This is a genomic window from Streptomyces sp. NPDC003393 (assembly GCF_053589015.1).
The window spans coordinates 28,086-50,252 of the sequence record NZ_JBSFRB010000032.1 but is presented as its reverse complement, the minus strand read 5'-3'; the positions used below and the strand labels follow the sequence as shown (position 1 = coordinate 50,252).

18 protein-coding genes and 2 pseudogenes are annotated in these 22,167 nt (G+C 71.1%); 6 read left to right on the top strand and 14 right to left on the bottom strand.

The genetic code is table 11. The features are described from left to right. Window positions 1–43 precede the first annotated feature (43 nt). Window positions 44–613, top strand: coding sequence for a DUF742 domain-containing protein (locus ACWDUZ_RS26710; protein ID WP_451634352.1), 570 nt, complete (start codon window positions 44–46; stop codon window positions 611–613). Then, a complete protein-coding gene (locus ACWDUZ_RS26705) occupies window positions 594–1,184 on the top strand; it encodes a GTP-binding protein (protein ID WP_026252548.1) in 591 nt (196 codons plus the stop codon). The genes ACWDUZ_RS26710 and ACWDUZ_RS26705 overlap by 20 nt, the downstream gene beginning before the upstream one ends. A gap of 129 nt (window positions 1,185–1,313) precedes the next feature. On the opposite strand, the gene ACWDUZ_RS26700 is transcribed toward ACWDUZ_RS26705, so the two are convergent. The 3 genes from ACWDUZ_RS26700 to ACWDUZ_RS26690 form a co-directional block, all read right to left on the bottom strand. Further along, a complete protein-coding gene (locus tag ACWDUZ_RS26700) occupies window positions 1,314–1,508 on the bottom strand; it encodes an acyl-CoA carboxylase subunit epsilon (protein WP_451634351.1) in 195 nt (64 codons plus the stop codon). A 74-nt stretch (window positions 1,509–1,582) separates the two neighbouring features. Next, window positions 1,583–3,178 carry an acyl-CoA carboxylase subunit beta gene (locus ACWDUZ_RS26695; RefSeq protein ID WP_451634350.1) on the bottom strand — a complete coding sequence of 532 codons (1,596 nt, stop codon included), beginning with the start codon at window positions 3,176–3,178 and terminating at the stop codon, window positions 1,583–1,585. A 370-nt stretch (window positions 3,179–3,548) separates the two neighbouring features. Further along, window positions 3,549–4,073 carry a hypothetical protein gene (locus tag ACWDUZ_RS26690; protein WP_451634349.1) on the bottom strand — a complete coding sequence of 175 codons (525 nt, stop codon included), beginning with the start codon at window positions 4,071–4,073 and terminating at the stop codon, window positions 3,549–3,551. Between the two features lie 274 nt (window positions 4,074–4,347). Here ACWDUZ_RS26690 and ACWDUZ_RS26685 point away from each other — a divergent pair, with 274 nt between their 5' ends. Continuing rightward, window positions 4,348–4,962 (top strand): YceI family protein, encoded by a 615-nt coding sequence (locus tag ACWDUZ_RS26685; protein ID WP_451634348.1) that lies wholly within the window; start codon window positions 4,348–4,350, stop codon window positions 4,960–4,962. 209 nt (window positions 4,963–5,171) lie between these two features. Here ACWDUZ_RS26685 and ACWDUZ_RS26680 read toward each other — a convergent pair whose 3' ends face one another. Next, the gene (locus ACWDUZ_RS26680; protein WP_451634347.1) at window positions 5,172–6,548 is read right to left on the bottom strand and encodes a hypothetical protein; all 1,377 of its coding nucleotides are present in this window, start codon (window positions 6,546–6,548) and stop codon (window positions 5,172–5,174) included. Window positions 6,549–6,728: 180 nt separating this feature from the next. Beyond that, window positions 6,729–9,767 (bottom strand): glycoside hydrolase family 3 protein, encoded by a 3,039-nt coding sequence (locus ACWDUZ_RS26675; RefSeq protein ID WP_451634346.1) that lies wholly within the window; start codon window positions 9,765–9,767, stop codon window positions 6,729–6,731. A 308-nt stretch (window positions 9,768–10,075) separates the two neighbouring features. Here ACWDUZ_RS26675 and ACWDUZ_RS26670 point away from each other — a divergent pair. Next, window positions 10,076–10,438 (top strand): annotated as a pseudogene (locus ACWDUZ_RS26670) (RICIN domain-containing protein); the annotation flags it as partial. A 97-nt stretch (window positions 10,439–10,535) separates the two neighbouring features. Beyond that, complete coding sequence (locus ACWDUZ_RS26665; RefSeq protein ID WP_451634345.1) at window positions 10,536–11,144, top strand: GPP34 family phosphoprotein; 609 nt, start codon at window positions 10,536–10,538, stop codon at window positions 11,142–11,144. A gap of 150 nt (window positions 11,145–11,294) precedes the next feature. Here ACWDUZ_RS26665 and cimA read toward each other — a convergent pair whose 3' ends face one another. The 6 genes from cimA to ureA all read right to left on the bottom strand — a co-directional run bounded on the left by cimA (window position 11,295) and on the right by ureA (window position 18,735). After that, window positions 11,295–12,899 carry a citramalate synthase gene (cimA, locus tag ACWDUZ_RS26660; protein WP_451634344.1) on the bottom strand — a complete coding sequence of 535 codons (1,605 nt, stop codon included), beginning with the start codon at window positions 12,897–12,899 and terminating at the stop codon, window positions 11,295–11,297. A 283-nt stretch (window positions 12,900–13,182) separates the two neighbouring features. Continuing rightward, entirely contained in the window at window positions 13,183–14,484 is a 1,302-nt protein-coding gene (locus ACWDUZ_RS26655) for an MFS transporter (RefSeq protein ID WP_451634343.1), read from the bottom strand. Between the two features lie 54 nt (window positions 14,485–14,538). Continuing rightward, window positions 14,539–15,150 carry a TetR/AcrR family transcriptional regulator gene (locus ACWDUZ_RS26650; RefSeq protein WP_451634342.1) on the bottom strand — a complete coding sequence of 204 codons (612 nt, stop codon included), beginning with the start codon at window positions 15,148–15,150 and terminating at the stop codon, window positions 14,539–14,541. A gap of 19 nt (window positions 15,151–15,169) precedes the next feature. Then, entirely contained in the window at window positions 15,170–16,210 is a 1,041-nt protein-coding gene (locus ACWDUZ_RS26645; RefSeq protein ID WP_451634341.1) for an agmatine deiminase family protein, read from the bottom strand. Between the two features lie 9 nt (window positions 16,211–16,219). Beyond that, window positions 16,220–17,941 carry an urease subunit alpha gene (locus ACWDUZ_RS26640; protein WP_451634340.1) on the bottom strand — a complete coding sequence of 574 codons (1,722 nt, stop codon included), beginning with the start codon at window positions 17,939–17,941 and terminating at the stop codon, window positions 16,220–16,222. Beyond that, window positions 17,938–18,735, bottom strand: a complete 798-nt coding sequence (ureA, locus tag ACWDUZ_RS26635) for an urease subunit gamma (protein WP_451634339.1) — start codon at window positions 18,733–18,735, stop codon at window positions 17,938–17,940. The genes ACWDUZ_RS26640 and ureA overlap by 4 nt, the downstream gene beginning before the upstream one ends. 215 nt (window positions 18,736–18,950) lie before the next feature. Here ureA and ACWDUZ_RS26630 point away from each other — a divergent pair. Continuing rightward, window positions 18,951–19,346: pseudogene (locus ACWDUZ_RS26630) on the top strand (cytosine permease); the annotation flags it as partial. 4 nt (window positions 19,347–19,350) lie between these two features. On the opposite strand, the gene ACWDUZ_RS26625 reads toward ACWDUZ_RS26630, so the two are convergent. From ACWDUZ_RS26625 to ACWDUZ_RS26615, 3 genes are all read right to left on the bottom strand, one after another. Further along, window positions 19,351–20,445 (bottom strand): branched-chain amino acid aminotransferase, encoded by a 1,095-nt coding sequence (locus tag ACWDUZ_RS26625; RefSeq protein ID WP_451634338.1) that lies wholly within the window; start codon window positions 20,443–20,445, stop codon window positions 19,351–19,353. Window positions 20,446–20,700: 255 nt separating this feature from the next. Then, window positions 20,701–21,744, bottom strand: a complete 1,044-nt coding sequence (locus tag ACWDUZ_RS26620; RefSeq protein WP_451634337.1) for a 3-isopropylmalate dehydrogenase — start codon at window positions 21,742–21,744, stop codon at window positions 20,701–20,703. A 77-nt stretch (window positions 21,745–21,821) separates the two neighbouring features. After that, window positions 21,822–21,953, bottom strand: coding sequence for a hypothetical protein (locus ACWDUZ_RS26615; RefSeq protein ID WP_451634336.1), 132 nt, complete (start codon window positions 21,951–21,953; stop codon window positions 21,822–21,824). Window positions 21,954–22,167 lie beyond the last annotated feature (214 nt).

Sequence of the window (22,167 nt, the reverse complement as noted above, 5' to 3'; positions counted from 1 at the left end):
TCCACACCGTTGGGCGCCCGGCGCAGTCGGAGGAGGAGTAAGAGTGGCAACACCCCCAGGTTCGTCTTCGGGCAACTGGTCGTACGGTCCCGCACAGGGCCACGGTGACGGTTCGTCGAACCCTTACGCCTTCCCCTCCGTCCCCCGCCATGGTCGGCCGTACGCGCCGCAGGGCCCCGGCCCGTCGCCGTACGACCAGCCGCCGGCACCTCGCATCCAGCCGGTGCAGCCGCAGCGACGCACCCCTGAGCCGGCGCCCGCGGGCGCCTCGAACAACCCCTTGGTCCGCCCGTACGCCATGACGGGCGGACGCACCAGGCCGCGGTACCAGCTCGCCATCGAGGCGCTGGTGCACACCACGGCGCAGCCGCACCAGATGCAGGGCCAGTTGCCCGAACATCAGCGGATCTGCCATCTGTGCCGCGAGATCAAGTCGGTGGCCGAGATCTCGGCCCTGCTGACGATTCCTCTCGGCGTGGCCAGGATCCTCGTCGCCGACTTGGCGGAGGCGGGCCTGGTCGCCATCCATCAGCCCGGCGGCGACGAGAACGCCGGCGGCCAGCCAGACGTGACACTGCTCGAAAGGGTGCTCAGTGGACTTCGCAAGCTCTAGCGGAGGGCCGGTTTCTCCCAGTCGTTCCACCACCTCCGCGAAGATCGTGGTGGCGGGCGGCTTCGGCGTGGGCAAGACCACGTTCGTCGGCGCCGTCTCGGAGATCAACCCGCTGCGCACAGAGGCCGTCATGACATCCGCCTCCGCGGGCATCGACGACCTCACCCACACGGGCGACAAGACCACCACAACGGTGGCGATGGACTTCGGCCGTATCACCCTGGACCAGGACCTGATCCTCTACCTGTTCGGCACGCCCGGACAGGACCGCTTCTGGTTCATGTGGGACGACCTGGTCCGCGGCGCCATCGGCGCGGTGGTCCTCGTCGACACCCGCAGGCTCGCCGACTGCTTCCCCGCGGTGGACTACTTCGAGAACAGCGGACTGCCGTTCGTCATCGCCCTCAACGGCTTCGACGGCCAGCAGCCCTACAACCCGGACGAGGTCCGCGAGGCGCTCCAGATCGGCCCCGACACGCCGATCATCACCACCGACGCCCGGCACCGCGCGGACGCCAAGTCCGCCCTGATCACGCTGGTGGAACACGCCCTGATGGCCCGCCTGCGGTAGCGCACGGCGCACGCCCGCGCGAGGGGCCCTCTCCCGGCCGGGAGAGGGCCCCTCGGCGTTGCCTCCGGGCGCATGCGCAAGGGGCTCACCCGGACGGGTGAGCCCCTTGCTGAGTCGGGGTGCTGCGGCTCAGTGCCAGCTGTGCGGGGCGCGGAAGCCCTTCTCGCGCTCCAGGCGGCGCCAGCCGGCCCTGACGCGGCCGCGGTGGGACGGGGTCGTGTCGGCGGGGCGGGCCGCGGCACGGGCGAGCAGGACGGCAGTGATGGCGGCCACCTCCTCGGGCTCGGCGTGGCCCTTCTCGACGCGGATGTCAGGCGTGTCCATAGGATCAGTCTCCGTGGCTGAGGGTTCCGCGGGGTTGCCGCGGTGCGTCCACTGGGTTACGGGGGTCGCTGCGCTCACTGCGGGGGGTTGCCGTGCTTGCGGGAGGGCAGGTCGGCGTGCTTGGTGTGGAGCATGGCCAGGGACCGGATGAGGGTCTGGCGGGTGTCGGCGGGGTCGATGACGTCGTCCACGAGGCCGCGTTCGGCCGCGTAGTACGGGTGCATCAGTTCGGCCTTGTACTCCTTGACCATCTTCTGCCGCATGGCCTCGGGGTCCTCGGCCTGGGCGATCTGACGGCGGAAGATGACGTTGGCGGCACCCTCGGCGCCCATCACGGCGATCTCGTTGGTCGGCCAGGCGTAGGTGAGGTCGGCGCCGATCGACTGGGAGTCCATCACGATGTAGGCACCTCCGTACGCCTTGCGCAGGATCAGCGAGATCCGCGGCACGGTGGCGTTGCAGTAGGCGTACAGCAGTTTCGCACCGTGCCGGATGATCCCGCCGTGCTCCTGGTCGACACCGGGGAGGAACCCCGGGACGTCCAGGAGGGTGACGATCGGGATATTGAAAGCGTCACACATCTGGACAAAGCGCGCAGCTTTTTCGCTCGCCTCGATGTCCAGCACGCCTGCCAGCACCTGCGGCTGGTTGGCGATGATGCCGACGACCTGGCCGTCCAGGCGGGCCAGCGCGCAGATGATGTTGCGCGCCCAGCGCTCGTGGACCTCCAGGTACTCGCCGTCGTCGACGATCTCCTCGATGACCTTGGTCATGTCGTACGGACGGTTGCCGTCCGCCGGGACCAGGTCCAGGAGGACGTCGCTGCGGCGGTCGGCCGGGTCGCCGGTGTCCACCCGGGGCGGGGTCTCCCGGTTGTTCTGCGGGAGGAGGGAGAGGAGGTAGCGGACCTCGGCGATGCAGGTCTCCTCGTCGTCGTAGGCGAAGTGACACACCCCGGACGTCTCGGCGTGCACGTCCGCGCCACCGAGGCCGTTCTGGGTGATCTCCTCACCGGTGACGGCCTTGACCACGTCCGGACCGGTGATGAACATCTGTGAGGTGTCGCGAACCATGAACACGAAGTCGGTCAGCGCCGGGCTGTAGGCCGCGCCGCCCGCACACGGGCCCAGCATCACCGAGATCTGCGGGATGACACCGGAGGCCTTGGTGTTGCGCTGGAAGATGCCGCCGTAACCGGCCAGCGCCGAGACACCCTCCTGGATCCGGGCACCCGCACCGTCGTTCAGCGACACCAGCGGGGCACCGGCCGCGATGGCCATGTCCATGATCTTGTGGATCTTCGTGGCGTGGGCCTCGCCCAGCGCCCCGCCGAAGATCCGGAAGTCATGGGCGTAGACGAAGACCGTTCGGCCCTCCACCGTCCCCCATCCGGTGACCACACCGTCGCTGTACGGCTTCTTCGCCTCCAGGCCGAAACCGGTCGCCCGGTGCCGGCGAAGTTGCTCGACCTCCTGGAAGGACCCGGCGTCCAGAAGCAGCTCGATCCGCTCCCGCGCCGTCAGCTTGCCCTTGGCGTGCTGCGCCGCGGTCGCCTTCTCGCTGGGGCCCGCCACCGCCTGCGCACGAATGCCGTGCAGTTCGGCGACCCGCCCGCGGGCGTCCGTCGGCTCGCCGGTGGGCTCACCCGTCGTCTCTTCCAAAACGGTCATGTAGTGACCTTACGAAGGACACCTGGGAAAGCGAGCCGTCGACTCCGTACAGTCTCCGGCCCGTTTTCCTGGTACCCCTGAACAGAACCCAAGGGGCTTGCAGCCTTTCCGACTGCTCAGAGGGCTCCGGCGTTGTAGAGGTCACACAAAGTCAGAGTACGAGAGCCACCTCACATTCGGATGTGGCGCATGCCTTCCCTGGAGTGACGCGCACGACCAGACGGGGGGAGCAGAGGGCGACGGTGACGCCTCGTCACGAGAACCACCCGACCGCCGGTACGGGCCGCGTCCATGGTGCCGCACGGTCGGTCCGGGACCGGCGGCGGGCACCGCCTCCGCCCCGGACCGACCTGCCCGGCATGCCGGCCGTTCAGCAACCGCCGCAGTTGTAGTACACGACGTCCCAGTGGTTGCCCTCGTCGGCGTAGACGTTGCCGGAGCCGGACTTGTACTGCGGGGCTCCGTCGCCGCGCAGCCCGATGTAGCCGAAGTAGTTCTTGATGTAGCCGGTGATGCAGGTGTTCTTGCCGTAATCGAGCTTGTAGCCGTTCCAGTGGGAGTAGGTGCCGGAGGCGTGGCCCGTCTCGGTCCCGCCGGTGATGTTGAGGGCGCAGCCGCTGGCACGCTTGAGGGTCTGGGCGCCCTGCGCGGTGGCGAGGTTGAGCTGCTCGAAGGACGTGCAGGTGGAGATGTTCCGGTTGGAGCAGTTGCCGGAGGAGGACCAGGTGATGCCGACCTGACGGAACATCTGGGTCGCGGTGGAGTGACTGATCTTGGTGACGGCGAAGGCGTCGGTCGCGGTACCGACGACGGCGACGCCGGGGGCGACGACGAGGGCGAGCGCGGTGAGCGCGGCCCGCGCCTTCGTGACCTTCTTGCCCTTCATGCTCTTCATGGGGACCCTTCCTGCGGTTGGCCGTGCTGCGTGTGGGGTGAGAGTGCAGGCGGTGCGATCGCGCAAGGGGTGCAGGGAGATGGTGCCCGAGGTCTACGCGCGTCCGCCAGAGGGCCGCAGGCGGGACCGGGACGGTGTTCTCACGACACGGGCGCAAGAAGTTGAAACTCGAACGGAATAGGTCTACGGTCGTTCCCGTTGACCTGATTGAACATTCAACATCATCGGCGCTCCTCCTTCGCGTCGAGCGATCCCGTCCCCCAAGGAGCACCTCATGGGCATCTTCGGCCGCAAGAACAGCACCCCCGAGACCACCGCCACCGTCGCCCCCGCCGCCGTGAACCCGGACCTCGCCGCGCTGACCGGCGAGTACACGATCGACCCTGCGCACTCCACGCTGGGCTTCGTGGCGCGGCACGCCATGGTCACGAACGTCAAGGGCAAGTTCAACGACTTCGCCGGCACCCTGAACCTGGACGGCACCGACCCCAGCGCCTCCACCGCTTCGATCGACGTCACGATGGACAGCATCGACACCGGTTCGCCGGACCGCGACGGCCACCTGAAGAGCTCGGACTTCTTCAAGACCGACGAGTTCCCGAAGATGACCTTCCGCTCCACCAAGGCGGAGGCCCTGGGCGGCGACGACTACCGCATCACCGGCGACCTCACCGTCCTCGGCGTGACCAGGCCGCTCACCATCGACCTGGAGTTCAACGGCGCCGCCAAGGACCCCTTCGGCAACGAGCGCGTCGGCTTCGAGGGCAAGGCCGAGATCCTGCGCTCCGAGTGGGGCCTGACCTGGAACGCCGCGCTGGAGACCGGTGGCGTCCTGGTCTCCGACAAGATCAAGCTGAACTTCGACATCTCGGCGATCCGGAAGGCCTGAGTCCGAGCGCCGCGATCCGGCGGACCTGAGCCCGAGCCACTCGGCACACGGCCCCCGTCACGACACCTGAGCGGCCCCCTGAAGGCGCCCGCCCTCCGCTCCCCCGGCGGCAGGGCGGGCGCCTTCACGTCGTCCGGGGCTCTCCGGCATCCGCACGACGGGCATGTCGCGCCGGATGACGACGGCCGGAGCGCTGCGTGCTCCACCGCTCAGAACCCGCCTCCGAAATCCCCACCGCCGCCCCCACCGAAGCCGCCGTCGCCGAAACCACCGTCCCCGAAGCCACCGAAGTCGCCGGGGTCGAAGTCGGCACCGGAGACGTCGCCGCCGTCGTAGCCGCCGAAGCCGTCGTGCGCGCCGAAGTCCCCGTAACCCGTGCCGTAGTCGGCGCCGTAGGCCGGGCCGGCCATCATGCTGCCGAGGATGGTGCCGACCAGGAGGCCGGGGAGGATGCCGCCGCCGAAGTAGCCACCCGCCCACGGACCGTAGGCCGGGCCCGCGTCCCAGTAGGGGCGGCGGCCCCAGTCGGTGTCGACCTCGCGGATCCTCGGGTCGCGGCCCTCGGCCAGGCGGACCTGGTCGGCGGCGCAGACCGGGACCTCGCGGGCCGTGCCGCCGGGCGGGGACCAGGTGGCGTCGGTGACCGAGGGTCCGTGGCGCGGGTCGAAGAAGCAGGGCGGACGGCGTTCGGGCAGCGGGCGGCCCTCCCGGCGGGCGGCGAGCTGGGCGAGCGAGAAGCGGCCGTCCTCCAGGGCCTCGGTCACGCCCCGCACGTCCTCGGGGCCGCGGGCCTCGCCCATCCGCTGCTTCGCCTGTTCGTAGGCGTCCAGGGCCCGTTCGTAGTCGGCGCGCATGGCGTCGTCCGCGCCGGGCTCCGCGGGATGGAAGTCGAGGCGGTCCAGCTCCTCGCCGAAGGCGGTGATGTCCTCGTCCACGACGACCCGCAGCCTGTCCAGAGCGGCCCGCCGCTCCTCCGCCCGGCGCCGGCTGCTGCGCCGGGCCAGGGCGTACGCGCCCACGCCGCCCGCCACCAGAACGGCGGCGGCGATGATCAGCGCGGTGCTCGACATCCCTGCGCCGTGGCCGGAGGTGCCCCAGGTGGACGGGGCGGAGCCGCCCATGTTGACCAGGGCCCGGTCGGTGAAGTCCGTGAGCTGGGTCCTGGCGTCCTCACCCTGGACGCTGGTGACGAGGTTCCGCACGGCGGCGCCCGACAGCACCGAGGCGTCGGCGCGGGCGTCGAAGCGGTCGCCCAGGCGGATGGCGTAGGCGCCGGTGACACCGGTGGCCGTGCGCAGATCGGTGAAGAGGTTCTGCGTCGGGAAGTCGGCCGGCAGCACGGCGATGAAGAGCGGCTTGTCCGCGTCCTCGATCCGCCGGGCCAGCGTGTCGGCGTCGGCCTTCGACAGCTGGGCGGAGGCCGCCGGATCGACGTAGACGGGATGCTCGCGCAGCGCCTGCGCGACCGCCGAGACACTGGTGGCCGCGGCCGAGGGCGGGGCACCGGTCGACAGGACGGCCATGACGGCCACCGCGAGCACGACCAGCAGATGGGCGGGGGCTCGGGTCAGAGCGACGGCCTTCATGGTTTCGAAGCTACCGGAAATACAATAATTCGGTCATTCCGGATGGACTGTGGTGGACTGCGGTGGACTCCGCAGGGCGTCCCGTGGACCGGACGCCATACAGCCGGCAGGCGCCTCGCCCGGTGTTCCCGGCGAGGCGCCTGCCCCTGTGCTCGGTCGTTCCGGTCAGGCGGTCCCCGCTCACGCCGCCCGGTAGGCGGCCGTCAGCCGTTCCACCGCCGCCCCGTACCTGCCGGTCAGCAGCAGGTGGTCGGCGTCGGCGAAGGGCTTGGCGACCGCCGCGCTCAGGCCGGCACCGCCCGCCCCGGTCACCTTTCGCTGGACGATCAGCCGGGCCTGGGTGACGAGGGCACGGCCGGCCCGGTCCGCGTGCGCCCTCTCGGCCACCGTCGCCGCCAGGCCCAGCGCCCGCAGCGTCACCGTGCCGCCCGAGGGCACCTTGGTGAGCGTGGTCAGGCCCCAGCCGTAGGGGAACTGCGGGTCGTAGGAGGCGTCGCCCACGTTGATCGGCAGCTGCTGCTCCGACTTCGGCCAGGTCACGGGGAGCTGTCCGGTGAAGGGACGCCTGCCGTAGAGCACGTCGGCGACACCGTCGCCCTCGGTGCCCGGCAGCCAGGAGGCGATGAGGGCGTCGATCTTCCCGAGCCGGTCGCCGATCAGCTGCGGCCGGCCGGAGACGATCAGCACCGCGCACTTCATCGCCGCGCACACCTTGTCCACGGCGGCCTGGTCGGCGGCCGACAGATGGAGGGCGTGGCCGTTGCCGACGTCGCCGACACCCTCGGCGTACGGGGTCTCGCCGACGACGACCACCCCGACGTCGTGGCCCTTCATGGGCGCGGAGGCGTCCTTGGACCAGGTGACGTGTCCCCCGGCGTTTCGCATGCCCTGAAGGACGGTCGTGCCCTGGGTGTGGGTGCCGGACTCGCCCTGCCAGGTGATGGTCCAGCCGCCGGTCTGGTTGCCCAGGTCGTCGGCGTTGGATCCGGCGACGTAGACCTTCTGGTTCTTCTTCAGCGGGAGTACGCCGCCGGCGTTCTTCAGCAGCACCTGGGACTCGGCCGCGGCCTGGCGGGCGACCGCCCGGTGCGCGGCGGAACCGATCCGCGCGGCGCCGCTGGTGTCGGCGTAGGGGTGTTCGAACAGGCCCAGCCGGAACTTCTCGGTCAGGATCCGCGACACCGCGTCGTCGACGCGCTCGACCCCGATCCGGCCCGCCTTCACCTCGTCGATCAGCGTGGTGCTGAAGTCCTTGTAGGAGTACGGCACCATCATCATGTCCACGCCCGCGTTGACCGAGGCGCGGACATGGGAGGCGTAGTCGCCGGGGAGCTGGTCGATGGCGTTCCAGTCGCTGATGACGAAACCGTCGAAGCCCATCCGGTCCTTGAGCACGCCGTTGATCATGTCGCCACGGGCGTGCATCTTCACCGGACCCTGTCCGTCGCCGGCGATGTCGAGCGAGGAGAAGGACGGCATGACGGTGCCGATGCCCCGGTCGACGGCGGTCCGGTACGGCGCCAGGTGGATCGTCTCCAACTGCTGCCGGGTGACCTTGGTGACACCCTGGTCGATGGTGTACGTGCCGCTGGTCGAGGAGCCGTACTCGGTGCCGCCGTCGCCGACGAAGTGCTTGGCGGTGGCCAGCACCTTGTCGTCGCGGCTCAGGTCACGTCCGTCCGCCCGTCCCTGGAGGCCCTGGATGACGGTCTCCATCGAGGTCACCAGGGCCGGGTCCTCGCCGAAGGACTCGTAGGAGCGGCCCCAGCGTTCGTCGCGGGAGACGCACAGGCAGGGCGCGAAGTCCCAGGGGACGCCGGTGGCACGCACCTCGCTCGCCGTCACCGCGCCCGTCTTCTCGGCCAGGTGCGGGTCGCGGGTGGCGCCGATCCCGATGTTGTGCGGCATGATCGTGGCGTCGGCCAGATTGTTGTGACCGTGCACCGCGTCCACGCCGTAGATCAGCGGGATCTGGAAGCGGGTGGCCTGCGCGCGGAGCTGGAAGGCGTCGATCATCTTCGCCCAGGCCTCGGCGGTGTTGGGCGTGGGGGTCGAGCCGCCGCCGGAGAGCAGGGAGCCGAGGCCGTAGGCGGCGATGTCGCCCGGTGCGGACATCGCGCCGCGCTCGGCCTGCGTCATCTGCCCGGCCTTCTCCTCCAGGGACATCCGGGAGAGCAGGTCCGCGACCCGCTTCCGCACCGGCAGCCGGCTGTCCAGGTAGGGCAGTCCGTGGGCGTCGACGACGACCTGCGCCGTCTCGGCCGGGGCCTTGGCACCGGTGACGGTGAGCTGGAGCGGGACGGTCTCGGCCGGCTCGGCCGACCGGTCCTTCAGCGTGCGGACCTTGACGGTCCGGGAGGTCCCGGAGGGGGTGCCCGCGGGGAAGGTGAGGGTGCCGGAGACGGGGGTGTAGTCCTTGCCGGGCCGGGCGGAGCCGGTGGCAGCCGTGCGGTACTCGACGGTGACGGGCTCGTCGACCGGGGCAGAGCCGGTGGTGGCGAGGGTGATCCTGACGGCGGCCGTGCCGCCCTCATGGACCGGGTACACCGGCGCGTCGGTGCTGACGGAGGCGCGCAGCGACTGGTCGGCCTTGCCGTACAGCTCCACCTCGTCCATGGCGAAGCCGCCCTTGGTGCCGGCCGGGAGCGTCAGCGCGTACCCCCACATCTGCGTCAGGCCGAGGACGTGGTCGACGCCGCCGACGGGCTGGTAGTCCGTGCGGTAGGTGAAGTCGGTGAAGGGCAGCTCCACCTGTTTCCAGCCGCTGAAGTCGTCGGTGAAGGAGGTCGTCCACAGCTCGGACGCCTCGCCGTTCGCACCGCCGTCCTTGATCTCGAAGGCGATCTTCCGGCCGTTGTCCTGGCCGTCCCACCAGAAGCGGATGCCCTGGTGGGCGGACCAGTCGTGGGCGGGCCGTTCGGCGGCGAAGTCATGGGTGAAGCCGCCGTAGCCGCTGATGTCGTAGGTGCCGGAGAGCACCTTGGCGCCCTCCGGGGCGTCCGGGCGGGCGGCGAGCTGGAGGGTGGGCGGGTCGTCGCTGTCCCCGCCCCAGGTGAAGATGCCCTCGGCCGGCTGGCTCGCGAAGGGCACCTCGCCCTCGAAACGGTCGACGGGCACCGGGGCAGGGTCGGGCGCCGGATCCGGCGTGGCGTGCGCGGACGCCAGCGGGATCAGCGCGGTGAGGAGAGTGGCGGAGGCGAGCAGGGCGGTTCTTCGCATGGACGGACCTTCCCTCGACTCGGGAACTCGCTCATGACTTAGATCACGGCGTGAGTTAACTAGGACGGCGCTCGACCCGTCAAGACTTCACACACCTGCTGGTACAGCGGCAACGCGCGGCCGAAGCAGGTGCGTTGTTCGTTCGACTTGTGAACGCGCAACCGTGCGGCGGCCCTGAGCCGTCGTCATTTACTCACAGCTCGCACGCCCCCGTCTCCCCCACCCAGAAGGGCGGCGCACCATGAGAAGACCGCTGCGCACGGCTCGGCTGCTCCTCGCGGGCCTGTTGGCCACCGCCGGGCTGACCGACCTCGGCGACTTTCACCTGGTCGGGGACGCAGTCGGGCGGCGACAGCCGGTCGGGGGCGTTCGTGGGGCTCGCGGACAAGTGCCTGGACGTGGCCGGTGCCTCGTCGGCGAACGGTACGCGGGCGCTCGGCAAGTGCCTGGAAGTGGCGTCCGGCTCGACGGCCGACGGGGCGAAGGTGCGGTTGTACGACTGCAACGGCACCGGAGCGCAGCAGTGGTCGTACAACGCGTCGACCGGTGACGTGGTGAACCTGGCCGCGGACAAGTGCCTGGACGTCACCGACAGATCCTCGGCCGACGGCACCCGCGTGCAGATCTGGTGGTGCACAGGGGCGGCGAACCAGAAGTGGCAGTTGAGGTGACGTATCGTCAGGCAGGCGTGGCCCGACCGGGCGGCAGGGCGTTCCGCCCGGTCGGGTGACGCCCCGCCGCCGTCACCGCCCCGACCTGGAGTCCGGCATGAGCACTTCGCGTGACCTGTTCTTCGTCACCCTGGACGTTCCGGGCACGCACCCCGTGGAGCAGGGAGACCTGTCGCTGGCCCTCGCGGGGGCCGAACTGGTCGACCTGCTCTCGGCCGAGACGGTCTCCCTGGACGGCGACCGCATCGTGCCCGGACTGGTGCCGGCCACGGACGACCGCCTGCTGGACCAGGCCGGTGCGGCGCTGGTCCGCGAGGCGCCGTACGAGACCGTCGAGGACTGGCTGTGGCGCCGGGGGCGCGGCCTGGCCTCGGCGTACGTCGACGCACTGGAGGCGGCGGGGCAGGTGGCCGGGCGGCGCCACCGGTGGATGCCACGGGGGGCCGACCGGCCGGTGCCGCTCGACTCGCCGGCGCGGCGCGCGGCGGCCGACCGTTGGGCCGACCGCGAGCCCGTCCTCGCCGGGCTGGCCGCCGCGCTGGGCATCCCGGCCGAGGCGGCCGGCGAGGCCACCCCCGAGCCGGACGACGAGGCCGCGCTGACCGTGCTGGCCGCCGTCCACGAGGCGGTCCAGGAGCTGGAGGCCGTACGGCAGCGCCGGCGCGTCGAGGACGCGGCCTTCGACAACATCTGGCGCGCGCCCTGACCACCCGGCGCCCTGACCACCCGGCGGGCCTGACCCCGCGGTCGCACCGACCGCCCTGAACGGGCTGCCGGACCGGCTCGCCGAGGCCCGGCAGGTCGCCCGCGCCGTCGGGGAACCGGGCACCCGGCTCGCCGCGGGTGTCCACCGCGGCTACCGCGCCGGCTCCACGCCCGCCCGGAGCAGCCCGTAGGTGTAGGCGTCCTCCAGGGCCTGCCAGGAGGCGGCGATGACGTTGTCGGCGACGCCCACGGTGGACCACTCGCCCTTGCCGTCGGAGGTGGAGATGAGGACGCGGGTGGTGGAGGAGGTGCCGTGCCGGCCCTCCAGGATGCGGACCTTGTAGTCGACCAGTTCGAGGGCGCCCAGCTGGGGGTAGATCCTCTCCAGAGCCACCCGCAGGGCGCGGTCGAGGGCGTTGACCGGGCCGTTGCCCTCGGCGGTGGCGACGATGCGCTCGCTCTTGGCCCACAGCTTCACGGTGGCCTCGTTGGCGTGGGTGCCGTCGGGGCGGTCCTCGACGATGGCCCGCCAGGACTCCACGTCGAAGTACTTCAGGGGCTTGCCCTCGGCCTCCGCGCGGAGCAGCAGTTCGAAGCTCGCGTCGGCCGCCTCGTAGGTGTAGCCCCTGAGTTCGCGCTCCTTCACGCGTTCGACGACGCGGCCGACCAGTTCGCGGTCGCCGCCGAGGTCGATGCCGAGCTCCTTGCCCTTGAGCTCGATCGAGGCGCGGCCGGCCATGTCGGAGACCAGCATGCGCATGGTGTTGCCGACCTGCTCGGGGTCGATGTGCTGGTACAGGTCCGGGTCGACCTTGATCGCGGAGGCGTGCAGGCCGGCCTTGTGGGCGAAGGCGGACAGGCCGACGTAGGGCTGATGGGTGGAGGGGGTCAGGTTGACCACCTCGGCGATCGCGTGCGAGATCCGGGTCATCTCGCGCAGCCGGCCGTCGGGGAGGACCTTCTTGCCGTACTTCAGTTCCAGGGCGGCGACGACCGGGAACAGGTTGGCGTTGCCGACCCGCTCGCCGTAGCCGTTGGCCGTGCACTGCACATGGGTGGCGCCGGCGTCGACGGCGGCCAGTGTGTTGGCGACGGCGCAGCCGGTGTCGTCCTGGGCGTGGATGCCGAGACGGGCTCCGGTGTCGGCGAGGACGGTGGAGACGACCGCGTGGATCTGGGCGGGCAGCATGCCGCCGTTGGTGTCGCACAGGATCACCACGTCGGCGCCCGCCTCGGAGGCGGTCCGGACCACCGACTTGGCGTACTCGGGGTTGGCCCGGTAGCCGTCGAAGAAGTGCTCGCAGTCGACGAAGACGCGGCGGCCCTGGGCGCGCAGGTGGGAGACGGTGTCGCGGACCATCTCCAGGTTCTCGTCCAGGGTGGTGCGCAGGGCCAGCTCCACATGCCGGTCGTGCGACTTCGCCACGAGCGTGATCACCTCGGCGCCCGAGTCCAGGAGCGCCTTGACCTGGGGGTCGTCCGCCGCCTTGGCGCCCGCCCGCCGGGTGGCGCCGAAGGCCACCAGCTGGGCGTGGTGGAAGTCGATCTCCTGCCGGGCGCGGGCGAAGAACTCGGTGTCGCGTGGGTTCGCGCCGGGCCAGCCGCCCTCGATGAAGCCCACGCCGAAGTCGTCCAGGTGCCGGGCGATGGCCAGCTTGTCCGCGACGGTCAGGTTGATGCCCTCGCGCTGGGCGCCGTCGCGCAGGGTGGTGTCGAAGACGTGGAAGGAATCGTCCAGCCGGCTGGTTTCGGACATGTCTCAGGGCTCCTGTGGGATCTCGGTCGTACCGGAATGACCGGCTCCACCATCCCCCCAATACTCCCTCGCGCTTCGCGCCCCCGGCTGAAGGTGGGCCAGGAAAACGAAAAACCCCTCGCGGGTGCGAGAGGTCTGCGCGCGGGTCGAGGACGACGGCGTCCGCCCGTACCTGGTCGTACGTGGCGGTCACTGCGGACCGGCGCGCCTGCTGCCAATAATCATGGCGAACGAGAGCACGGGGGCAGTTTGGCACAGTTGCGCCCCCGTGCTCACCGCCGTCTCAGGATGCGGGCGTGAGTCTGGATTCCGGCGCCGCCTCCACCCGGGTCAGATCCAGGTCCTTCGTCTCCCGCATGGTGACGTACACCACCAGGGAGACGGCCGCGCAGGCCGCCACGTACCAGAAGAATCCGGACTCGGCGCCGGCGTTCTTGAACCAGAGGGCGACGTACTCCGCCGTGCCGCCGAACAGGGCGTTGGCGAGGGCGTAGGGGAGGGCCACGCCGAGGGCGCGTACGCCGGTGGGGAACAGTTCGGCCTTCACACAGGCGTTGATGGAGGTGTAGCCGGTGATGACGGTCAGCGCCGTCAGGGACAGCCCGAGCGCGGGCCAGAAGCCGTCCGCGCGTCCCAGCAGCGTCATGATCGGCACGGTCAGGAGGGTCGAGCCGAGCGCGAAGGTGATCAGCAGCGGGCGGCGGCCGATCCTGTCGGACAGCCGGCCGGCCAGCGGCTGGAGCCCGGCGAAGACGATCAGCGCGGTGAAGGAGACCAGCGTCGCGGTCCGCTTGGGCCGGCCCGCCGAGTTGGACAGGTACTTCGTCAGGTAGGTGGTGTACGTGTAGTAGGCCACCGTGCCGCCCATGGTCAGGGCCATCACCAGCAACGCCTCCCGCTTGTGCGCCCACAGCGCGCGCAGGGTGCCGCGCGCCTCGCCGACGGTGGCGTCCGCCTCGTACACCTCGCTCTCCAGCATGCTGCGCCGCAGGTAGAAGATGACGGCCGCGCCGAGCGCGCCGACGACGAAGGGGATGCGCCAGCCGTAGCTGTGCAGTGCGGTGTCGGACATGGTGCGCTGGAGCACGAGCTGCAGGCCGAGGCCGGCGATCTGGCCGGCGGTCATGGACACGTACTGGAAGCTGGAGGCGAAGCCGCGCCGGCGCGGATCGGAGGCTTCGGTGAGGTACGTCGCACTGGCCGCGTACTCGCCGCCCACCGACAGCCCCTGGAGCAGCCGGGCGAGGAGCAGCACCAGCGCGCCCCCGTATCCGGCGACCGCGTACGTCGGCGCGACGGCGATGAGGACGGCGGACACCGACATGAGGGTGACGGTCAGCGTCAGCGCCGCCTTGCGGCCCCGCCGGTCACCCACCCGGCCGAGCAGCCAGCCGCCCACCGGCCGCATGAAGAAGCCGACGGCGAAGATGCCCGCGGTGTTCATCATCTGGGCGGTGGGGTTCCCGTGCGGGAAGAACGCCCCGGCGAAGTAGGTGGCGAAACTGGCGTAGACGAACCAGTCGTACCACTCCACCATGTTCCCGGCCGAACCGATCCAGATCTTCTTCCAGTGCTCTCGTCCCATGCGGCGGTACATGCCCGACGACGGAGGAAAGGATTCCTCTTACCTGAGCGCGCGTCACTCGGGGGTGACGGCGAGGCCCTCGTCGACGAACTCCCGTACATGCGCCAGCACTTGGTCCCTGTCGGTCCCTCGCAGTCCGATGGCGACATGGATGGAGAACCCGTCGAGCAGCGCCCGCAGCCGCGTCGCGAAGCGGTCCGCGTCGACCGCGCGGAACTCGCCGCGCGAGACACCCTCGGCGATCAGCGCGACCAGGTCGCGGTGCCAGGCCCCCTCGATGGCCGCCTGCCGGGCGCGCGCGTCGTCGTCCGCGTTCTGCGAGCGGTTCCACACCTCCAGCCACAGGGTCCAGTGCGGATCGCGGTGGCCGTCGGGGACGTACAGGTCGACGTACCCGGACAGACGTTCCCACGCGGTCCCCGGGCGGGCCAGCAGCCGGCCGCGTTCGGCGCCCAGCCGGCCCTCGCTCCACTCCAGGGTCCGCAGCAGCAGTTCGTCCTTGGAGTGGAAGTAGTACAGCAGATGGCCGCTGCTCATGCCGACCTCCCGGCCGAGCCCCGCCATGGTGAGCTTCTCCAGCCCCCGCTCGGCGATCATGGCCATGGCGGCGGCGAGCACCTCCTCGCGCGGCGGCGCGTTCCTGCGGGCCCGGGCCGCACCGGCCATCTGCTGCTCCTGTACGTGGTCAGACCTTCGGCTGCTGTTGCGTGATGCAGTGGATACCGCCTCCGCCTGCGAAGATCGTACGCGCGTCGACCAGGGTCACCGTCCGCTCGGGGAAGAGGCGGCGGAAGATGCCGGCCGCGATCTCGTCGCGCGGGTCGTCGAAGCCGCACAGGACGACTCCGCCGTTGCACAGGTAGTGGTTGATGTAGGAGTAGTCGGCCCAGGGGCCGTCGGCCTCCAGGACGGTCGGGGCGGGCACCTCGACGACCTCCAGGCGGCGGCCGCGGGCGTCGGTGGCCGACTTCAGGATGCCGATGACCTCCTTCGTCACCTCGTGGTCGGGGTGGGCCGGGTCCGGCTGGTGGTGGGCGACGACGACGCCGGGGCGGGCGAAGGCGGCGACGATGTCGACGTGGCCGAGGGTGCCGTAGCCGTGAGGAGGGTAGTCGCCGGTCAGGCCGCGCGGGAGCCAGATAGCCTTGCGGGTACCGAGGTGGGCGTGGATCTCGGCCTCGACCTGCTCCTTCGTCCAGTGCGGGTTGCGTTCGGGGCCGAGCTGGACGGTCTCCGTCAACAGGACCGTGCCCGCGCCGTCGACGTGGATCGCGCCGCCCTCGTTGACCAGGGCGCTGCTGTAGCTCCGCGCGCCCACGAGGTCCGCGACGTACGCGCCGATCTTCGCGTCGTGCTCCCAGCGGGCCCAGCCCTGCGCGCCCCAGCCGTTGAACGTCCAGTCGACGGCGGCCAGTCCGCCCCGCCCGTCGACGAGGAAGGTGGGGCCGATGTCCCGCATCCAGGCGTCGTCGAGGTCGCGCTCGACGGTCTCCACGCCGTCGCCGAGCAGGGTGCGGGCCTCGGCCGACTGGCCGGGGCCGCACACCACGGTGACCGGTTCGAAGCGGCGGACGGCGCGGGCCACCGACGCCCACGCGGCACGGGAGGCGGCCAGGTCCTCCGGCGTGTCGAAGGTCGGGTTGGGGCCCGGCCACGCCATCCAGGTGCGCTCGTGCGGCGTCCACTCGGCGGGCATGCGGAAGCCGTCGGCGGCGGGGGTGTGCATCAGCGATCCTCAGAGGAAGTAGAGGCGGTTGAGGGAGACGGAGTCGGCGGGTTCGGAGCGCAGCGGGTCGCCGTCGAGAGTGACCAGGCCGGTGCGCCGGTCCACGTCGACCGCTCCGGTGCGGGAGTTCAGGCGCAGGTCGGCCGGGCCGATGCCGCGGGTGCCGCGCACGGCGACCCGGCGGCGCCGGGTGGGCATCGTGTCGTGGCCCTGGTCCAGCGCGGCCTGCGCGACGAAGGCGACCGAGATGTCGGCGGGGGTGGCGCCGTGCGCGCCGAACTGCGGGCCGAGCACCAGGGGTTCGCAGGTGTCCGTGGCCGCGCCCGGGTCGCCCACCACGCCGTGGGCCGGGAAGCCCGCCTTCAGGACGAGCTGCGGCTTGGCGCCGAAGTACTCCGGACGCCACAGCACGATGTCGGCCAGCTTGCCGGCCTCGATGGAGCCGACCTCGTGGGCCAGGCCGTGCGCGATGGCCGGGTTGATGGTCAGCTTGGCCATGTAGCGCAGGACGCGGGCGTTGTCGTCGCCCTCGCCGTCCCCGTCCAGCGGGCCCAGTTCGGCCTTCATCTTCCCGGCCATCGCGAAGGTACGGCGCACGGTCTCGCCGGCCCGGCCCATGCCCTGGGCGTCGGAGGAGGTGATGCCGATGGCTCCCAGGTCGTGCAGCACGTCCTCGGCGCCCATGGTGCCGGCCCGGATGCGGTCGCGGGCCATGGCGGCGTCGCCGGGCAGGTCGGGCTTCAGGTCGTGGACGGAGACGATCATGCCGTAGTGCTCGGCGACCGCGTCCCGGCCGAAGGGCAGGGTGGGGTTGGTGGAGGAGCCGATGACGTTGGGCACTCCGGCCATCTTCAGCACGTTGGGGACGTGTCCGCCGCCGCAGCCCTCGATGTGGAAGGCGTGGATCGTACGGCCCTGGAGGACGCGCAGGGTGTCCTCCACCGACAGGCACTCGTTCAGTCCGTCGCTGTGCAGGGCCACCTGGACGTCGTGCTCCTCGGCGACCCGCAGCGCGGTGTCCAGGGCGCGGGTGTGGGCGCCCATGTCCTCGTGCACCTTGAAGCCGCTCGCGCCGCCCTCCGCCAGGGCCTCGACGAGCGGCGCCTCGTGGGAGGAGGAACCGCGGGCCAGGAAGCCGATGTTGACCGGCCAGGCGTCGAAGGCGCTGAAGGCGTGCCGCAGCGCCCAGGGCGAGTTGACGCCGACGCCCCAGACCGGGCCGAACTCCTGTCCGATGATCGTGGTGACGCCGGAGGCCAGGGAGGCCTCCATGATGCGCGGGGAGAGCAGGTGCACATGGGTGTCCACGGCGCCGGCGGTGGCGATGAGTCCCTCGCCGGAGACGATGGACGTACCCGTGCCGACGACGACGTCCACGCCGTCGAGCGTGTCGGGGTTCCCGGCCCGTCCGATCGCGCAGACGCGCCCCTCGCGGATGCCGATGGACACCTTGCGGATGCCCTGCACCGCGTCGATCACGACGACGTTGCTGATGACGACGTCGCAGGTGTCGCGGACGGCCGCCGCCTTGAGATGCAGGCCGTCGCGGGCGGTCTTGCCGAACCCGGCGAGGAACTCGTCGCCGTACTTCTGGGCGTCGGACTCGACGCGCACGACCAGCCCGGAGTCGCCGAGGCGGATGCGGTCGCCGGCGCGCGGGCCGTGGGTGGCGGCGTACTCGTACGGCGTGAGCCGGCGGGCTTCGGCCGGGTGACCTCCGGGGCGGCTCATCGCGCGGCCTCCTGCTCGGTGTTCGCCGGCCCGGTGTTCTCCGAACCGTTGTTCTCGGGCCCGGTGCTCTCGAGCCCGGTGTCCGTGGGCCCGGCGTCCTCGGGTACGGCGCCCTCGCGCACGCCGAGGTATCCGCAGGCCGCGGCCCGGCGCAGGGCCTCCTGCCTGGCGCCCGGGGCGTCCAGCGGGCCGTCGACGAGTCCCGCGAAGCCGACGGCGATCCGTTCCCCGCCGATCGGCACGAGACCGACCTCGGAGCTCTCCCCCGGCCCGAACCGGACCGAGGAACCGGCGGGCACGGCCAACCGCATCCCGTAGGCGGCCGCGCGGTCGAAGTCCAGGCGCGGGTTGGCCTCGAAGAAGTGGAAGTGGGAGGTGACCGACACGGGAACGGGCGCGGTGTTGGTGACCGTGACGCACACGGCCGGCTCGGGATCGGCGTGCTCGGGTCCGGGCAGCAGCGCCCCGGGGCCCTGGTCGCCCAGCGAGCCGCCCGCGATGGGGTCGGTGACCACCGCGAGTCGTGAGCCGTCGTCGAAGACGGCCTCGACGTGGACCTCGCCGACCACGTCCGCGACGCCCGGAAGGACGTCGTCCGGGCCGAGCACCGCGCGGGCGCGCTCGATCGCCTCGGCGAGCCGGGCGCCGTCGCGGGCGGCCTCGCAGACGGTGTCGGCGATCAGGGCGGTGGCCTCCGGCACGTTGAGCCGCAGGCCGCGGGCCTTGCGGGCGCGGGCCAGCTCGGCGGCCGAGAAGAGCAGCAGCCGGTCACGCTCCGTGGGGGTCAGTCTCACGCGACGGCACCTCCTTGCCTTGCACAGATTAGAGCAACACTCTAATCCTGAATTTCACTGCCGGGGAAGATTGACGAGATGGCGAAACGCACGTCACATTGAACGTCGCTCAAACTCTCAGGCGGCAGTCGAAGGAGACGCAAGCCATGCCGGTAGAACAGCGCGGAGTCGACACCATCCCCGAGGCGGAACGGACCAGTGGTCCACGCGATCTGGTGTCGTCCTTCGTGCTCCTGCTGACCGCGATCGGCACCCCGTGGGCGGTCGTCACCCTCATCGGCTTCGTCCGCTGCCGCGGCGTCTACGACGCCGACGCCTTCCAGGTCTTCAACCGCCGCTCGCGGGGCGGGATCTACTGGTACCGGGCCGGCTGGAACGTGCGGGCGGCCCTCTCCTGGGCGGTGGGCGCCGTGGTCGGTCTGCTGGCGGTGTCCCTGCCGTCGTACCAGGGTCCGCTGCTGCGCCTGACCGACGGTGCGGACTGCAGCTTCCTGCTCTCGGGCGCGGTCGGCGGCGCCGTCTACCTGCTGCTGACGGCCGGACGGGAACGGGAAGGGGCCGCCGCGGACGGGGAGTCCGCGGCGGCCCCAGCCGAACACCAGGGGGTCTGAGCCGTCAGGCCCGGCCCAGCTCGTGCATCCAGCCGTGCTTGTCCTCGGTGATGCCGCGCTGGATGTCCAGGAGAGCCTGGCGGAGCCGCATCGTGACCTCGCCGGGCTCTCCGCCCGACTGCTGCCACTCGGCGCCCGCGCGCTTGACCGTGCCGACCGGGGTGATCACGGCCGCCGTGCCGCAGGCGAAGACCTCGGTCAGCGTGCCGTTCTCCGAGTCGCGCTGCCACTGGTCGACGGAGACACGCGCCTCCTCGGCCTGGTAGCCGAGGTCACGGGCGACGGCCAGCAGGGAGTCGCGGGTGACGCCCTCCAGGATCGAGCCGCTGAGCGCCGGAGTGACGATCTTGTCGCCGTAGACGAAGTACAGGTTCATGCCGCCGAGCTCCTCGACCCACTTGTGCTCCACGGCGTCGAGGTAGCAGACCTGGTCGCAGCCCTTGGCGGCGGCCTCCGCCTGGGCCAGCAGGGAGGCCGCGTAGTTGCCGCCGGTCTTGGCGTCGCCCATGCCGCCGGGGACGGCACGGACCCGGTCCTCGGAGGCCCAGATGGAGACGGGCTTCACGCCGCCGGGGAAGTAGGCGCCGGCCGGGGAGGCGATCACCAGGAACAGGTACTCGTTGGCGGGCTTGACACCCAGTCCGACCTCGGTGGCGATCATGAAGGGACGCAGGTAGAGGGACTCCTCGCCGCCGTGCGCCGGCACCCACGCCTCGTCCTGCCGGACCAGGACGTCACAGGCCTCGATGAACGTCTCGACAGGCAGCTCGGGCATGGCCAGGCGGCGGGAGGACGCCTGGAAGCGCAGCGCGTTCTTCTCCGGGCGGAAGGTGGCGACCGAGCCGTCGGGCTGGCGGTAGGCCTTCAGGCCCTCGAAGATCTCCTGCGCGTAGTGCAGGACGTGGGTGGCGGGGTCGAGGGGGATCGGCGCGTACGGAACGAGCTGGCCGTCGTGCCACCCCCGGCCCTCGGTCCACCGGATCGTCACCATGTGATCGGTGAAGTGGCGGCCGAACCCGGGGTTGGCCAGGATCGCCGCGCGCTCCGCGTCGGAGAGCGGATTGGCCGAGGGCTTGAGCTCGATCGTGGGCGTCGTCATGAGTGAGTGTCCTTCACCGGGTTGTAGTGACGGGCCGCGCTCACGCCCGCACGGCCGGCGGCCGGTGCTAGGACGTCCGAGCATTCCCTCATGTCGCGGCTCCGCGTTCGATTATCGCGCGGGGGCTGCGATGGAAGGAAACGGGGTGTTTGCGGCCCAGGATTCGATGGTGGCACCCGGCGGCGGGCATGGGGAAGCCGCCGGGCCCTGATGCGACCCGACGGCTTCGAAGGTTCTTCGAGTGGCGCGGCGGGGTCAGCCGGCTACTCGTACGGCGAGCGCGTCACCGATCTCGGAGGTGCTGCGCGTGGGCAGCCCACCGCGCTCCGCGAGGTCGGCGGAGACGGCGTCCTCGATCCGGGTCGCCTCGGCGTCGTAGCCGAGGTGGTGCAGCAGCAGGACGACGGAGAGGACCGTGGCGGTCGGGTCGGCCTTGCCCTGGCCTGCGATGTCCGGAGCCGAGCCGTGGACCGGCTCGAACATGGACGGGAACCGGCGGCTCGGGTTGATGTTGCCGGAGGCCGCGACGCCGATGCCGCCGGAGACGGCCGCGGCGAGGTCGGTGATGATGTCGCCGAAGAGGTTGTCGGTGACGATGACGTCGAAGCGCTCCGGCTGGGTGACCAGGAAGATGGTGGCCGCGTCGACGTGGATGTACTCGGTGGTGACCTCGGGGTACTCCTCGGCCACCTTGGTGAAGATGTTCGTCCACAGGTGTCCCGCGAAGGTCAGGACGTTGTTCTTGTGGACCAGCGTGAGCTTCTTGCGGGGGCGGGCCTGGGCGCGGGCGAAGGCGTCGCGGACCACGCGCTCGACACCGAACGCCGTGTTGACGGAGACCTCGGTGGCGACCTCGTGCTCGGTGCCCTTGCGGATGGTGCCGCCGTTGCCCGTGTACGGGCCTTCGGTGCCCTCCCGGACGACGATGAAGTCGATCTTCGGCTCGCCGGCGAGCGGGGTGGCGACACCCGGCAGGAGCTTGCTCGGGCGCAGGTTGACGTGGTGGTCGAAGGCGAAGCGGAGCTTGAGCAGGAAGCCGCGCTCCAGGACGCCGGAGGGCACCGACGGGTCGCCGATCGCGCCGAGCAGGATGGCGTCGTGCGCCTTCAGGGCCTCGAGGTCGGCGTCGGTGAGGGTCTCACCGGTGGCGTGATAGCGCCGGGCGCCGAAGTCGTACTCCCTCGTCTCCAGCTTCACATCCTCCGGGAGGACGGCGGTCAGGACCTTCAGACCCTCGGCCACGACTTCCTGGCCGATGCCGTCACCGGGGATCACTGCGAGATCGATGCTGCGAGACATGTCGGCACCCTACTCAATCGTCCCGAGAGATGACACGCGACGTCCGCCATATGGACCGGCGGCCGGAGCGGGCCGGCTCAGTGGCCGGTCTCGCCCCCGTTGTCGCGGCGGTCGAGGGCGCGCTGGAGGGCGGCGGCGGCGTTCTTGCGGTCGGACTCGCTCTTGCGGGTGATGTGACGGACGCGGCGGCGGACGGTCGTCTCGGCCATGGTGAATCGACTCCTTCGGGAAAGCGCGGAGCGCGCAGGCGGAGGGATTTACGAGACGCCGGAGTGGGCGGGGAGCGGCGCCGCAGGGGTGTCCTGCACAGGGCCCGGCTCACGACCGCCATTCGCTGGATCGAGCGGTGACGTTCGGCTCCTACAAAGCTATGCGAGGACGGCCTCGCTGTCTCCACAATTACTCGGACTTCCTACTATCTGA

What these genes read in the sequence shown, in the direction of transcription:
- ACWDUZ_RS26700 (WP_451634351.1), bottom strand. Translation starts at nt 1,508, where the DNA reads ATGGACACGCCTGACATCCGCGTCGAGAAGGGCCACGCCGAGCCCGAG.
- ACWDUZ_RS26695 (WP_451634350.1), bottom strand. Translation starts at nt 3,178, where the DNA reads ATGACCGTTTTGGAAGAGACGACGGGTGAGCCCACCGGCGAGCCGACG.
- ACWDUZ_RS26690 (WP_451634349.1), bottom strand. Translation starts at nt 4,073, where the DNA reads ATGAAGAGCATGAAGGGCAAGAAGGTCACGAAGGCGCGGGCCGCGCTC.
- ACWDUZ_RS26685 (WP_451634348.1), top strand. Translation starts at nt 4,348, where the DNA reads ATGGGCATCTTCGGCCGCAAGAACAGCACCCCCGAGACCACCGCCACC.
- ACWDUZ_RS26680 (WP_451634347.1), bottom strand. Translation starts at nt 6,548, where the DNA reads ATGAAGGCCGTCGCTCTGACCCGAGCCCCCGCCCATCTGCTGGTCGTG.
- ACWDUZ_RS26675 (WP_451634346.1), bottom strand. Translation starts at nt 9,767, where the DNA reads ATGCGAAGAACCGCCCTGCTCGCCTCCGCCACTCTCCTCACCGCGCTG.
- ACWDUZ_RS26665 (WP_451634345.1), top strand. Translation starts at nt 10,536, where the DNA reads ATGAGCACTTCGCGTGACCTGTTCTTCGTCACCCTGGACGTTCCGGGC.
- cimA (WP_451634344.1), bottom strand. Translation starts at nt 12,899, where the DNA reads ATGTCCGAAACCAGCCGGCTGGACGATTCCTTCCACGTCTTCGACACC.
- ACWDUZ_RS26655 (WP_451634343.1), bottom strand. Translation starts at nt 14,484, where the DNA reads ATGGGACGAGAGCACTGGAAGAAGATCTGGATCGGTTCGGCCGGGAAC.
- ACWDUZ_RS26650 (WP_451634342.1), bottom strand. Translation starts at nt 15,150, where the DNA reads ATGGCCGGTGCGGCCCGGGCCCGCAGGAACGCGCCGCCGCGCGAGGAG.
- ACWDUZ_RS26645 (WP_451634341.1), bottom strand. Translation starts at nt 16,210, where the DNA reads ATGCACACCCCCGCCGCCGACGGCTTCCGCATGCCCGCCGAGTGGACG.
- ACWDUZ_RS26640 (WP_451634340.1), bottom strand. Translation starts at nt 17,941, where the DNA reads ATGAGCCGCCCCGGAGGTCACCCGGCCGAAGCCCGCCGGCTCACGCCG.
- ACWDUZ_RS26625 (WP_451634338.1), bottom strand. Translation starts at nt 20,445, where the DNA reads ATGACGACGCCCACGATCGAGCTCAAGCCCTCGGCCAATCCGCTCTCC.
- ACWDUZ_RS26620 (WP_451634337.1), bottom strand. Translation starts at nt 21,744, where the DNA reads ATGTCTCGCAGCATCGATCTCGCAGTGATCCCCGGTGACGGCATCGGC.
- ACWDUZ_RS26615 (WP_451634336.1), bottom strand. Translation starts at nt 21,953, where the DNA reads ATGGCCGAGACGACCGTCCGCCGCCGCGTCCGTCACATCACCCGCAAG.